Source organism: Shewanella marisflavi (assembly GCF_023283925.1).
Taxonomy (GTDB): domain Bacteria; phylum Pseudomonadota; class Gammaproteobacteria; order Enterobacterales; family Shewanellaceae; genus Shewanella; species Shewanella marisflavi.
In genome coordinates this window covers 54461-66928 of record NZ_JAKIKX010000011.1, presented here as the reverse complement: position 1 = coordinate 66928, position 12468 = coordinate 54461, and the positions used below count along the sequence as shown (strand labels likewise).

14 protein-coding genes are annotated in these 12468 nt (G+C 54.0%); 6 read left to right on the top strand and 8 right to left on the bottom strand.

Translation table 11 applies throughout. The features are described from left to right. Positions 1-6 precede the first annotated feature (6 nt). Positions 7-1362 (top strand): glutathione-disulfide reductase, encoded by a 1356-nt coding sequence (gene gorA / locus L2712_RS17280; protein ID WP_248978510.1) that lies wholly within the window; start codon positions 7-9, stop codon positions 1360-1362. A gap of 83 nt (positions 1363-1445) precedes the next feature. On the opposite strand, the gene L2712_RS17275 is transcribed toward gorA, so the two are convergent. Beyond that, positions 1446-1661: a TIGR02450 family Trp-rich protein gene (locus L2712_RS17275; protein WP_248978509.1), complete on the bottom strand. Its 216-nt coding sequence runs from the start codon at positions 1659-1661 to the stop codon at positions 1446-1448. Between the two features lie 455 nt (positions 1662-2116). Here L2712_RS17275 and rimK point away from each other — a divergent pair, with 455 nt between their 5' ends. The 5 genes from rimK (at position 2117) to L2712_RS17250 (ending at position 7127) form a co-directional block, all read left to right on the top strand. After that, positions 2117-3022: a 30S ribosomal protein S6--L-glutamate ligase gene (gene rimK / locus L2712_RS17270; RefSeq protein WP_033540333.1), complete on the top strand. Its 906-nt coding sequence runs from the start codon at positions 2117-2119 to the stop codon at positions 3020-3022. Then, complete coding sequence (locus L2712_RS17265; protein ID WP_248978508.1) at positions 3023-4045, top strand: succinylglutamate desuccinylase/aspartoacylase family protein; 1023 nt, start codon at positions 3023-3025, stop codon at positions 4043-4045. It abuts the gene before it with no gap. Positions 4046-4077: 32 nt separating this feature from the next. Next, positions 4078-4503 (top strand): ATP-dependent zinc protease family protein, encoded by a 426-nt coding sequence (locus tag L2712_RS17260; protein ID WP_033540335.1) that lies wholly within the window; start codon positions 4078-4080, stop codon positions 4501-4503. Between the two features lie 157 nt (positions 4504-4660). Beyond that, complete coding sequence (locus L2712_RS17255) at positions 4661-6031, top strand: magnesium transporter (RefSeq protein ID WP_248978507.1); 1371 nt, start codon at positions 4661-4663, stop codon at positions 6029-6031. A gap of 148 nt (positions 6032-6179) precedes the next feature. Next, positions 6180-7127 (top strand): YeiH family protein, encoded by a 948-nt coding sequence (locus tag L2712_RS17250; RefSeq protein ID WP_248978506.1) that lies wholly within the window; start codon positions 6180-6182, stop codon positions 7125-7127. On the opposite strand, the gene L2712_RS17245 is transcribed toward L2712_RS17250, so the two are convergent. The 7 genes from L2712_RS17245 to L2712_RS17215 all read right to left on the bottom strand — a co-directional run bounded on the left by L2712_RS17245 (position 7068) and on the right by L2712_RS17215 (position 12460). Beyond that, positions 7068-7259, bottom strand: a complete 192-nt coding sequence (locus tag L2712_RS17245; RefSeq protein ID WP_248978505.1) for a hypothetical protein — start codon at positions 7257-7259, stop codon at positions 7068-7070. The two genes, L2712_RS17250 and L2712_RS17245, sit on opposite strands and share 60 nt — an antisense overlap. A 197-nt stretch (positions 7260-7456) precedes the next feature. Next, positions 7457-8629, bottom strand: coding sequence for a cyclic di-GMP phosphodiesterase (locus L2712_RS17240; protein WP_033540338.1), 1173 nt, complete (start codon positions 8627-8629; stop codon positions 7457-7459). Between the two features lie 242 nt (positions 8630-8871). Next, on the bottom strand, positions 8872-9078 hold the full coding sequence (locus tag L2712_RS17235) for a hypothetical protein (RefSeq protein ID WP_081953856.1): 207 nt from the start codon (positions 9076-9078) through the stop codon (positions 8872-8874). A 23-nt stretch (positions 9079-9101) separates the two neighbouring features. Then, positions 9102-9839, bottom strand: a complete 738-nt coding sequence (locus L2712_RS17230) for a DNA-binding protein (protein ID WP_248978537.1) — start codon at positions 9837-9839, stop codon at positions 9102-9104. A 20-nt stretch (positions 9840-9859) separates the two neighbouring features. Then, positions 9860-10402, bottom strand: coding sequence for a core component of ECF transporter (locus L2712_RS17225; protein WP_428848628.1), 543 nt, complete (start codon positions 10400-10402; stop codon positions 9860-9862). 8 nt (positions 10403-10410) lie between these two features. Next, the gene (locus tag L2712_RS17220) at positions 10411-11001 is read right to left on the bottom strand and encodes a CbiQ family ECF transporter T component (protein ID WP_248978504.1); all 591 of its coding nucleotides are present in this window, start codon (positions 10999-11001) and stop codon (positions 10411-10413) included. A gap of 82 nt (positions 11002-11083) precedes the next feature. Continuing rightward, positions 11084-12460 (bottom strand): ATP-binding cassette domain-containing protein, encoded by a 1377-nt coding sequence (locus L2712_RS17215; RefSeq protein ID WP_248978503.1) that lies wholly within the window; start codon positions 12458-12460, stop codon positions 11084-11086. Between the last annotated feature and the right edge of the window lie 8 nt (positions 12461-12468).

The following is a 12468-nucleotide window of genomic DNA, read 5'->3' as shown; positions in this document are numbered from 1 at the left end:
AAAAAGATGGCTCAACATTTTGACTATATCTGTTTAGGCGCTGGCAGCGGCGGGATCGCCTCGGCCAACCGTGCGGCCATGCGCGGTGCCAAGGTACTGCTGATCGAAGCCAAGGCACTAGGCGGCACCTGCGTTAACGTCGGCTGCGTTCCGAAGAAAGTCATGTGGTATGGCGCCCAAGTCGCCGAAGCCATGCACCTGTACGCCAAAGACTATGGTTTCGACGTATCGGTGAATAAATTCGATTGGAGCAAGCTGGTCGAGAGTCGCGAAGCCTACATCGAGCGCATCCACGGCGCCTACGACAGAGGCCTGGACAGCAATGGCGTCACTCTGGTGCGTGGCTACGGTCAATTCGTCAACAACAACACCATTGAGGTCAATGGCGAACACTACAGCGCCGACCATATCCTGATCGCCACCGGCGGCACCCCAACCATTCCCAACATTCCGGGCGCCGAATATGGTATCGACTCTGACGGTTTCTTCGCTCTTAACGAGCAGCCTAAACGCGTTGCCGTAGTTGGCGCAGGCTATATCGCCGTCGAGCTGGCAGGCGTGCTTCATGCCCTAGGCAGCGAGACTCACCTGTTTGTGCGTAAGCATGCACCGCTGCGCAGCTTCGACCCTATGCTGAGCGAAGCCCTGATGGAGTCTATGGCCACAGACGGCCCTAGTCTGCACACCCACAGCATTCCAGAATCTGTCACCAAAAACGCCGACGGCTCGCTGACCCTTAAGCTGGAAAATGGTGAAAGCTATGAGATCGATACCCTGATATGGGCCATCGGCCGTCGTCCATCCACCGACAAGATCGGCCTGGAAAACACTGACGTTAAGGTTAACGACAAGGGGTATGTGGTGGTCGATGCCCAACAAAACACCACAGCCCCAGGCATCTACTGTGTCGGTGATATCATCGAAGGGGGCATAGAGCTGACTCCGGTTGCCGTAAAAGCAGGTCGCCTGTTGTCGGAACGCCTGTTTAACGGCATGACAGATGCCAAGATGGATTACAGCCTGGTGCCCACCGTGGTATTCAGCCACCCGGCCATAGGCACCATGGGTCTGACCGAACCCGAGGCGATCGCCCAATATGGTGAGGAGAACGTCAAGGTCTACACCTCAGGCTTCACCTCTATGTACACAGCGGTTACCGCACACCGCCAGGCCTGTAAGATGAAGCTGGTCTGCGCCGGTAAAGAGGAGAAGGTCGTGGGCATTCACGGCATCGGCTACGGCATGGATGAGATACTGCAAGGCTTCGGCGTCGCCATCAAGATGGGCGCCACCAAGGCCGACTTCGATGCCGTCGTTGCCATTCACCCCACAGGCGCCGAAGAGTTCGTCACCATGCGTTAATCCGCTTGTTGCTTGATTGACAAAGCGGCTAGAGGCCAGACAACTGTCTGGCCTTTTTGTGACTCATGTTTCCAAAGGCCTAACTACTTCCACCCCTGAAGCCACTTATCTCGACTTTTCAATTCTGTCCAATCGATTAAATACTCATTCTTTGAAAGTACGGCTTCCAACTTGCACAAAATAACAGCCCCCTCTTCATCAAACTCCATTTCTGATACTAAGAAATGCTTTTCTCGATTCATCGGCTTTACCGCCGTCCATTTACTATTAGGTAACTTAGCAGGGTTAATTCGGTTCATCTCGACTCCGCAGCGCACTGACTATGTTTGGAAAACTACTCAGTGTTACGCACAGAGCAAGACTCAAGTTCATTAACGCTTAACGTTAGCGGAGATAACACTCCCACCACGCCTTGGCCTTTGCAATAAAATCCCTTGTGGTCACGACAAAAAAAATTAGCTTTTCTCCCGTAGGGTTTATCAATAAGGTCGCGCCCTAAACAGGCGATGGAAAACCTCAGACAATCGAATGATTACCAAGGAAAAACGAGCAAACGCATCACGCTGGCGGCTAATTATGGCTATAGTTAAGCCACTGAGTTATTCCGCAGGCACCGCTTTGCGATCGGGTGAATTGCTCCTGACGCAGCGTCTTTAGCCGTCGATATCGATTGTTCGCCCTGAGGCCAACAATCACTTAAATTTGAAAGCATTACTTTTTTATTATTAAAGTTTTACCACTAAGGAATGTAGACATGCGTATTGCAATCTTGTCTCGCAACGAAAATTTATACTCTACCAAGCGCCTGAAAGAGGCCGGGGAAGCGCGCGGCCATGAAGTAGACATCATAGACACTCTTCACTGCTACATGGATATCACCAGCAGCAACCCAACTGTGCGCTACATGGGTAAGGTATTGCCTAAGTATGATGCGGTGATCCCTCGTATCGGCTCATCAATCACCTTCTACGGCACGGCCGTGGTGCGTCAGTTCGAAATGATGGGCACCTTCTGTGTCAACGAATCTGTAGCCATCAGCCGTTCACGCGATAAGCTGAGATCCCTGCAGTTGCTATCGCGCAAGGGCATAGGCCTGCCGCGTACCGGATTTGCCAGCAAGCCGGATAAGATCCAAGATTTGATCAAGAATGTGGGCGGTGCACCGCTGGTGATTAAGCTGCTAGAAGGCACTCAGGGGATCGGCGTGGTGCTTGCCGAAACCAATAAGGCGGCCGAGAGCGTGATCGAAGCCTTCATGGGGCTTAAAGCCAACATTCTGGTACAGGAGTTCATCAAAGAAGCCGGCGGCGCCGATATCCGCTGCTTCGTCGTAGGCGATAAAGTTGTAGCGGCCATGAAGCGTCAGGCGGCCGAAGGTGAATTTCGCTCTAACCTGCACCGCGGAGGGATAGCCCAGTTGGTGCGTCTGTCGAAAGATGAGCGGGCAACCGCCCTCAACGCCGCCAAGGCGATGGGCCTCAACCTGTGTGGTGTGGACATTTTGCAGTCTAACAACGGTCCTGTGGTGATGGAAGTGAACTCTTCACCCGGTCTGGAAGGGATAGAACAGGCGACCAGTAAAGATGTGGCCGGACTGATCTATGAATTTATTGAGAAAAAGGCGAAACCCAACGCCAATAGAACTCGCGGAAAAGGCTAAATGAATTCAGCGCTAACCATAGCCGGGGTCGACATTCTCCCCGGCACCCAGCAGCAGCTCGAACTACCTGTGGCCAGTCTTTATACTGACACTCAGGTCTCGATTCCGGTCCATGTGATCCGGGCTAAGAAGGATGGCCCTAAGGTGTTTGTCAGCGCCGCGGTACATGGCGATGAACTCAATGGTATTGAGATCATCCGCCGCCTGATCCAGAGCAAGCTCAAGTTGCTAAAGGGAACATTGATCTTAGTCCCCATGGTCAATGTTTATGGGGTGCTGAACCAGAGCCGTTATATGCCAGACAGACGCGACCTTAACCGCTGTTTTCCGGGCTCCCCCAAGGGCTCACTGGCTGGCAGGGTGGCGCATACCTTCTTAAACAGCATAGTGCAGCACTGCGACTACGGCATCGACCTACATACCGGGGCGATCCACAGATCTAACCTGCCGCAGATCCGCGCTAACCTGGATGACGAACAGACACTGGCACTGGCCCAGGCCTTCGGCGTGCCAGTGCTGCTCAACGCCAATGTGCGCGACGGCTCACTGCGGGAATCCGCCGTCAACAAGGGCACACGAGTACTACTGTATGAAGCGGGCCAGGCGCTCAGATTCGACGAGCTGTCGATCCAGACGGGTGAGCGCGGTATTCTCAATGTACTGTCATCACTTGGGCTGGTACGTAAGCGCCGCCTGCGCAAGAAGATAGAGCCCTTTATCGCCAACCGCAGCGACTGGACCCGCGCCTCGGCCAGCGGCTTTGTTTGTGAGTTTGCCAAGCTAGGGGCCCATGTCGAAAAAGGTGAGGTACTGGCGGAGATCAACAGCCCCTTGGGCGAACTGATCCAGAGCGTGGTATCCAACCGGGCGGGAATTGTCATCGGCAAACAGAACATCCCCCTAGTGCTGGAGGGAGACGCCATGTTCCATGTGGCCTATTTTGGCAGCGCCGCCGATGAGGTGGCCGAACATATTGAGATAATGAACGATCAGATAATGCCGCTGACCACCCAGACCATCTAGGTCGCGGCCTGACGCTAAAGGAAGAATAACGGATGAACAAGATCATCATAGGCAACTTAGAGGCATGCGATCTGCCGGATCTCGGCATCAAGGATCTGCATGTGCGCATCGACACCGGCGCCAAGACCTCCGCCCTGCATGTGGACAATCTCAAGCGGATCAAAGTAGGTGGTCGCCCCTATGTCGCCTTCGACCTGCACCCGGATGTTTATGATCTCGAGCAGATAGTCCATTGTAAGGCTCCGGTACATGACTCACGCCGCATCAAGTCCTCCAATGGCGAAGTGGAGCAGCGCTGCGTGATCGAAACCACCCTCAAGCTGGGAGAGCATGAGTGGCCCATAGAGCTAACTCTGAGTAATCGTCAGGACATGACCTATCTGATGCTACTGGGCAGAGAGGCGATGGGCGATCGCGTTCTGGTAGACCCGTCGGAGAGTTTTCTGATCAACGTCTAGCCATCTAAGTGCTTGCCTTAGGCAAGCACTTTTACTGCCGTAAGCTTTCAATGACGCCGATGTGCAACAGCCAGACTTTGATTAACCCAGTTTTTCAATGGTTTAGTTAAGGTCTTTGCCTTAAACTGTCCCTCAAGTTCACCCAAGGACATCAACTATGACAATGCCAGACACCTCACCACAAGCAGATCAAGCGGCCAGAGACGATCTTCTCGCCCGCGTCATCGACATTGTCAGTCATCCCGAGGCCGAGGAACTGCCCTCACTTGGCTTTATCAGCGACTATTCCGATGCCGATCTGGCCGACCTGCTGGAGTCGGTCAGCGATCAATATCGTTCGCCCATCTGCCGTAAGATCCCGGTAGAGAGAGGCTGGCCCATACTGCACCTGCTGCACTATGAAACCGCACGCCACGTACTCGATCTACTCAGCCCAGAGCAGCTCCAAGGATTGGCGAGACGTATCTCTGAGATAGATATCCTCACCTTCGCCGAGATCCTACCTAGCGACATAGTCGAAGATTATCTGGATCAGCAAGAAGCCCTCACCACAGAGCAGATGCAGCAGGCACTGAGCTATCAGGATGAGGCGGTTGGTCGTTACCTTAACAACAACATCTTACGCTCACGCCCTACGGCAACCGTTGGCCGGGTGTTAGACCGTCTCAACCGACAGAAGCAGCGCGAATACGTAGCGGTTTACGCCGTGGATGCCGAGGGACAGTTTCATGGTGGCTGCACCCTGGAGCAGCTCTATCGCGAGGATCCCGCCACTCCGCTGGCCGAATGCATTACCGAACTAGAAGCCATCGGCGATGAGCTGGATATCACTCAGGCGGCGCAGCAGTTTAATCCGGTGGCAGGCTTTGCCTGGGTACCGGTTGAAAAAGGCGGCAAGATCATCGGTGCTATCGCGCTCTCCACCCTGATGCACCGCCTCAAGGAACGAAGCCTGGAGGTGTTGGTGTCTGAGACCCCCCAGGATGAGGAAGACCTCTTTACCCCTGTAGGGGTTGCGGCGCGTATGCGAGCCATCTGGCTGACGACCAACTTGCTGACGGCCTTTCTCGCCTCCTGGGTGATCGGCCTGTTTGGCGATGCCTTGCAACAGGTGGTGGCACTGGCCATTTTAATGCCTGTCGTCGCCAGTATGGGCGGTATCGCCGGCAGTCAGACCTTAGCGGTAGCGCTTAGAGGTATTGCGCTCAACCACTTGAAACGCAGCAACTTGACTCTGCTACTGGACAAAGAACTCAAGATTGCCGCCTTCAATGGTGTGCTGCTAGGCGCATTGATTGGCCTAGTGGTCAGTTGGTGGTTTAGCTCCTGGGCGCTGGGTGGCATCATCTTTGTGGCGATCGTCTTCAATAGTCTGGCGGCAGCGTCATCGGGCACAGTGATCCCTTTCGTGCTCAAGCAGATGCGTATCGATCCTGCGGTGGCAGGCTCGGTGATCCTGACCACTGTGACCGATGTGGTGGGCTTCTTCATCTTCCTTGGACTAGGTAGCCTACTGCTGCTTAACTAAGGGAGAGGTCCATCATGCCTTTGTGGGGCGGCTTTTTCCGCTGCCCCAGCAATTAAATAAAATTGAATCTACAGCTAAGCCATATTGAATTTTATAAACGCTTGACGGGCCTTATACTAGCCACCTCGTTAAACAAGATATGAGTCCGATGAAAGCATTCTTCGAAAAGTGGCCGTTCCATCCCAACCAGGCGATCTTCTTTCTCGCCGGCGCCCTCTGTCTGACGCCGGTGATCTCCTCGCCCATTGCACTGGTGATAGGTTTCACCCTGGCAAGTCTGGGCTTAGTCCCACAGCAGCTGGATATCGGCGCACTCACCAAGAAGTTACTGGCCTACTCTATCGTAGGGCTGGGATTTGGCATTCAACTCGATGCCGCCATTAGCGCCAGCAGCCAAAATATGGGGCTCATCCTGGGCTCAATCCTGTTTACCTTGCTGCTGGGCACTGTGCTGGGCAAGCTACTCAAGATAGACGCCAAGTTGAGTCATATGATCGCCTCAGGCACCGCCATCTGTGGTGGCAGCGCCATCGCCGCGGTGGCGCCAGCCATCAAGGCCGACAGCCAACATACGGCCATTGCGCTGGCTACGGTGTTCGTGCTCAACTCCGTTGCCCTGTTTCTGTTTCCGGCGCTGGGCCATCTGTTGCAGCTCAGTCAATATCACTTTGGGGTATGGAGCGCCATCGCCATCCATGACACCTCCTCTGTGGTGGGTGCGGCGTCGGCCTATGGTGATGAGGCTCTGCGGACAGCCACCACGCTCAAGCTGGCTCGCGCGCTGTGGATAGTGCCGGTAGCCCTGATTAGTGCCATGGCCTTTGGCGGCAATCGCCGTAAGATCGCCGTGCCCTTCTTTATCCTCTTCTACTGTCTGGCGATATTGCTGGCGCACTATCTGCCACAGGGACAAGTGTTCTACGACGGACTATTTGCCTTATCCAAGCGGGTATTAGTGCTGTGTCTTTTTCTGATCGGCGCGGGGATCACCCTAGGTAAGATGCGTCAGGCGGGTATGCGGCCGATGGTGTTGGGATTACTGCTCTGGTTTGCTATCGGCGCTGGGTCTTTGCTCTATATTATCAACTTTGTTTGAGCCACCAGTACGCCATACCAAAGCCAAAATAGCGATAAAGGCGGCCAGCTCCACCAAGGCACGAGTCAGCCCAGTGGTAAACCAAGACGCCAACAGGAAGGCGAAGCATAACAGCACAAGCCACTTTTTCATCTTTGCCTCCTCAATAATTAGGCTAAGTGATCGAGTGGCTATTATTTATTGGCGTCAGAGTCTCAGCAAATACCCGTTTTTACTAACAAATAGCTGAATCGGCTAAGCACCAAATTATCTACCTTATGACGGCATAAGAAACCTTACTGTCCCAAACATTTGGTAAGCTCTTCAATCCTTCAGATCTCAGCCTGCCATCAATAGAAGGGGGTTGGGTCCACGTCCAAGCTGCTGGGCGAAATACCACGCTCGATAAAGAGATCCGATTTAAGCAGATCCACCATAGCCACCTCGGTATAACGCTTGTGTTTCACCGAATAGAAGGTCTTGAGTACCGGATGCAGTGCGTCCCTGTCTTTGGCCTCCCAGACAATCCCCACCCGTCCGTCAGAGAGCTGCACCAAGGAACCAACCGGGTAGACGCCAACACAGCGAATAAATTCATACACCAACTTTTCATCCAGATGGAAGGGGGTCAGGCTGAGCAAGATCTTAAACGCCGCGGCTGGGCTCATCGCCTCCTTGTAACAGCGGGTCGCCGTCAAGGCATCGAAAATGTCGACGATACAACTCATGCGACCATGGAGAGAGATCTCCTCCCCCTTAAGACCTGCCGGATAACCCTTGCCGTCGAGTTTTTCATGATGCATCAGACAAACATCACGGCTGATCTGCGATAAGCCTGCCGTTTCGGCCAAGATCTCCTGGGCGTAGACTTGGTGCAACTTCATGTGCTCAAACTCTTCCGGCGTCAAACGTCCTGGTTTATGCAAAATACGGTTATTGACCCGTACCTTGCCGATATCATGCAAGATACCGCCGACCGCCAACTCTTTGAGTACGCTGCGCTTAAGTTTGAGGTAACGACCGAAGGTCACAAGCAAGAAGGCGACATTGATAGAGTGCTCTAACAGGTAGGCATCTTTGGAGCGCAGGGCGGAGATACACATAAAGGCATCGGCATCGAGCATCACAGACTCGAGCATCTTGTCCGCCATAGCCTCAAACGGTGCGACTTCGACCGCCTTACCCTCAAAGGTCTCCGACAGCACCTTCTTGACCAGATCCTTTGCCTCACTCATCAGGCGCTTGGCCTTGTCCTGAGACTGAGTTCGGCTCAGTACCTTGGTTTTCGTCGGTGTCTGCTTGGGCTTGAGCCCGCACTCAGGAGATGAGCGTTCCACATCGACCCACACATACTCGATACCGTTTCGTACCAACTTGTCTATGGCTTGTCGATCCTTAATCTGTCCTGGATTGGTTATATTGACTCTTCCCTGATGATCGATAGCCGTAACATACATACCCAGGGCCAGGTTTGGCACGGGCACCTTCATTACATCTGCTTTATCATTTACGCTTTCGGTCATACAGCTCACTCACCCAAAATGTCACTTACATCTCGCGGTCGCCACTTTTTAGCCTAGTCTAAATCCCTGCCATTCGGGATAGCGAACCAGAAAAACACTGTTATAGGAGAAGCTCATAGTATGCCTGGCGGCGCCAGAGAACCAGAGGTAGAAGGAAAAGCTGTGTACTCAGGAGAGGCCAAAAATGCCCTCATTGGGGACCGTAATTATGTATGTGACTGTAAGCAAAGCCTAAATTAACACTACAAAAAGGTACATTCTATTGCGTCAACCAACCAGCGCCGTCTGGCGCAATTGACACATGAACGTTCAATATCATCGACCTGCTCATCTTCATCGTCATCGATAAAACCATCGCACTGGTTAGCCTGCTGCCGGGCGAGGCGATAATCCTCCCCCTCAATGGCCAGCAGCCAACGCCCCTGGCTTAAAACAAATACTCTTTGCATATATCCCTCGTTAAATAGGTACCTTAATAGCGTTTCAGCTGTTGCTTGCGCGCGTTACGCCAGCATCCCTGATCCCGATAGACCAAGAGCGAAACCTGATGATCGCGATAGACAGCCTTCACCTTGCCCGACAGGAGCAGCGTAGTCTTGAAGCAAAGCTGCTCACCACAGTCACTCAACACCCTGTCGACCCCCGTTTGTTCGATCACCTCTGCGACCGAGAGAGCAACCTCGCCCTCCTCAAGACCTGGCAAGGAAAACTGGCCCTTGATGCGACCATCGTTACCCTGAAGTCGCAGCCCTAAACCCGCTAAGGCACCAATCACACCTTGTCCCGTGCCGCCATGTTCGCTCAGGTGTACCCCGAGACGATCGGCCAGCTCATAGGCCTGGGCCTTGGTTTTCACTTCTACCTTGGCCTGCTCACCAAAGGCAATCAAGGCCTCGCGATCCAGCGGGCGGTGAAGATCTAACAGGCCGAGGCCCGGATCGGACGCCGCGGCGCTTTGACTGCGCAGATGCGCTGTGGCGATCGTCAATATCTCATCTTGGGTCTTAGTGGTGCGCACCTGAAAACACATGGCACTATTGTGTGAGGTATAAGGAATATCCGGGTGCACGTAGAGCTGATGCCGGGTTACAAAAGCGCAGCGACTCAAATGATTGTCGTTTAACAACTCCGCTATCTCTTCGGCAATCTCCCCCGTACCTTTGGTCCCTATATCATCGGTATCGTCGATACACACCAACCAAGATCTCAGACCCACTTCTCTTGCCATCACTAAAACTCCTCTCTATCTAACAGATCATGGCTTCTAAGCCGCTCCAACACGCCTGGCACTAACACCGCCGCCAGCACAGCAAAACAGCTGCCAAACAGCAGGCTTTTGGCAAATTGTACCGCCACCACCTGAGCGCTCAGTCCGACCAATGCCCCTTCGATCAGCCCCTTGCTGGCCCAAGCCAGGGTCGCCACCAGCGCCAATATGATGCAGCGCCACTTAAGTGACATCAGCGCAGGAACCAAGAATAAACAGAGATCCATGGCCAAAGCTGGTAAACCAAACTTCACTAACAGCAAGGGGCCTCCTTTGCCCACCCCCAGGGTCATGGCCATCATCCCGGCCAGCAAACCACAGGCACTGATGGCGCCGCGCTTACCCACGGCGCCGTAACAGATCAGATAGAAGAAACTCATCAGAAACATAGAGTGACCCGACAAACCAAGCTTTAGCCGTAATACTCCCTTCAGAGCCACCAGCAAGGTGGCACAGAAGCCGATAAACAAGGCGTCATGTAAGTTAAAATCTCTGTTATTCATCATGATTTATCTCACTCATAGGGCCAATGGGTCGGCTTGCGAGCACGACCAAACTGGCGCAGTTTGGCCGCGGTAGCCATCTGCTTGGATAGTTTTAATAGCTGGATCAACAAGGGATACAGCACACAATAGATCAGCTCTTGCCAATTCTGGCGGCGCCACAATGCCTTAGGCTGAATCTTGGCGCCGCGCATGACCTGCATCTGATAGATCTCCCGCGTCTCTTGTCCCAGATAAGGCAAGAGACCAAAACAGGCACCCAGCACGAAGGCCCATTTGCTTGGCAGACAAAAGCTAAGCACCTCGCCAATCCGCTGTGGGGCGCAGACGATGGACAACCACCAGCCTGGGATCATGGCCAATAAGATCCGCGTCACCGCTATCACCCCCTCGGGCAAACGCGCGGCGCCGTGTAACAGGAGATAGAGCAAGCTGGTGATCACTAACTGACTGATAAAGATCACCGCTAGCCCCTTTAGCCGTCCCCCAAAATAACGCCCCTGCAGCAGAAGCAACGCATTGGCAAGGCCAAGGTAAAGCAGCCACCCCTGAGGCACTAAAAACGCGCCACCAGACAGCGCCAAGACCAAGAAGATCGCCAATGCGCACCAAGTGACATCATTGATGACAAAATATCGCTCACCAGCACCATGAGCGCTTTTGAGGGCTCCCGCCCCTGACCGCCTAGCCCACACTGGAGAAGGCCGGTATCGCACCGGCGCCCCGGTTTTCCAAGCTCTGCAGATGCCCTTCAGCCACCTGCCAGACGCGATCGACAGGCAAGGCGTCTATCGGCCTGTGGCTGGCCACCACCACAGCGGTTCCCTCATGACTAAGCTTGAGGATCAGGTCCACTATCTTGGCGCTAAAATAGGCATCTAACCCTGCAAAGGGATCATCGAGCAACAAGAGTTTCGGCCTGAGGCAGGCCAGAGAGGCCAAGGCAATCAAATGCTGCTGACCGTAAGAAAGCGTATGAGGTGAATGACCCGCCAAGGTAGTTAACCCGAGCTGGCCAAGCATCTCGATGGCCCGCGCCAAAGGCAGGCCATAACGCTTGAGGCTAAACTGCATCTCTTGCAGCACGCTGTTTTCAAATAGCTGCCGACTCGGCCGCTGATGCAGCAAGGCCAGATCAGCCCCATAGCGTCCCAGCTTAGGTCGCACGCCCAATACCTTGATCCCGATAGTGGCGATATCGGCCTGAATACCCGCCAGACACTTCAGCAGGGTGCTCTTCCCACAGCCATTGTCGCCCACCAGGGCTGCGACCTCGCCGGGGAACAAATAGAGCCCCTTTGCATTGAACAGTTGCTGACCACCATGAAAAGCCAAGCTAAAACCTTGGCTGTCGATAACCGGCGCACCGAGGAATGGCCCAGTAGTCTGACGCCAACAGAGTGACTCTCCTTGAAACGTTTGCTGCAACAGGGCCAGCGGCTGCAGCTGCCTCTTAGTCAGATGCCACCTATGGGTCACCAACTCGGCAAAGACGCCTCTGTTATGCTCAACGATCAGCAGGGCCAGCCCTTCACGCTGCAACTGCGCCAGCACCTGTGATAATTCGCGCACACCTTGGTCGTCCAACTGGGCCCAGGGTTCATCCAGCAGCAAGATATCAGGCTTAAGCACCAACTGAGCCGCGATCATGAGTCGGTATCTTTGCCCCAGTGAGAGACTGGCGATGGGAGTATTCAGGCTAATATAGAGGCCGACGCGTCTGAGGGCAGAACGTACCTGCAACAGCATCTCATCACTGGCCACGCCTAAATTTTCCAGCGCAAAGGCCACCTCGGCGCCCAAGGTCTGACGTAGCAGTTGCACGTTGGGGTCTTGCATCACGACGCCCAGGGTCACGCCTTGGCCGATAAGGCGTTCTCCCTCCCAGGGGCGATCTAAGATCCCCAGCAGTAAGCGCAGCAAGGTTGACTTACCACACCCTGTTGCGCCGTGAACAAGATGACACTCTCCGCGCTGCAAGATCAGATTAAGATCCTCAAACAGCGGCGCCGCCGCTGAGTGAAAACGAAAATCAACCTGACTAAGTTGCATCAAGGCCATAGCAGGCG

What these genes read in the sequence shown, in the direction of transcription:
- gorA (WP_248978510.1), top strand. Translation starts at nt 7, where the DNA reads ATGGCTCAACATTTTGACTATATCTGTTTAGGCGCTGGCAGCGGCGGG.
- L2712_RS17275 (WP_248978509.1), bottom strand. Translation starts at nt 1,661, where the DNA reads ATGAACCGAATTAACCCTGCTAAGTTACCTAATAGTAAATGGACGGCG.
- rimK (WP_033540333.1), top strand. Translation starts at nt 2,117, where the DNA reads ATGCGTATTGCAATCTTGTCTCGCAACGAAAATTTATACTCTACCAAG.
- L2712_RS17265 (WP_248978508.1), top strand. Translation starts at nt 3,023, where the DNA reads ATGAATTCAGCGCTAACCATAGCCGGGGTCGACATTCTCCCCGGCACC.
- L2712_RS17260 (WP_033540335.1), top strand. Translation starts at nt 4,078, where the DNA reads ATGAACAAGATCATCATAGGCAACTTAGAGGCATGCGATCTGCCGGAT.
- L2712_RS17255 (WP_248978507.1), top strand. Translation starts at nt 4,661, where the DNA reads ATGACAATGCCAGACACCTCACCACAAGCAGATCAAGCGGCCAGAGAC.
- L2712_RS17250 (WP_248978506.1), top strand. Translation starts at nt 6,180, where the DNA reads ATGAAAGCATTCTTCGAAAAGTGGCCGTTCCATCCCAACCAGGCGATC.
- L2712_RS17245 (WP_248978505.1), bottom strand. Translation starts at nt 7,259, where the DNA reads ATGAAAAAGTGGCTTGTGCTGTTATGCTTCGCCTTCCTGTTGGCGTCT.
- L2712_RS17240 (WP_033540338.1), bottom strand. Translation starts at nt 8,629, where the DNA reads ATGACCGAAAGCGTAAATGATAAAGCAGATGTAATGAAGGTGCCCGTG.
- L2712_RS17235 (WP_081953856.1), bottom strand. Translation starts at nt 9,078, where the DNA reads ATGCAAAGAGTATTTGTTTTAAGCCAGGGGCGTTGGCTGCTGGCCATT.
- L2712_RS17225 (WP_428848628.1), bottom strand. Translation starts at nt 10,402, where the DNA reads ATGATGAATAACAGAGATTTTAACTTACATGACGCCTTGTTTATCGGC.
- L2712_RS17215 (WP_248978503.1), bottom strand. Translation starts at nt 12,460, where the DNA reads ATGGCCTTGATGCAACTTAGTCAGGTTGATTTTCGTTTTCACTCAGCG.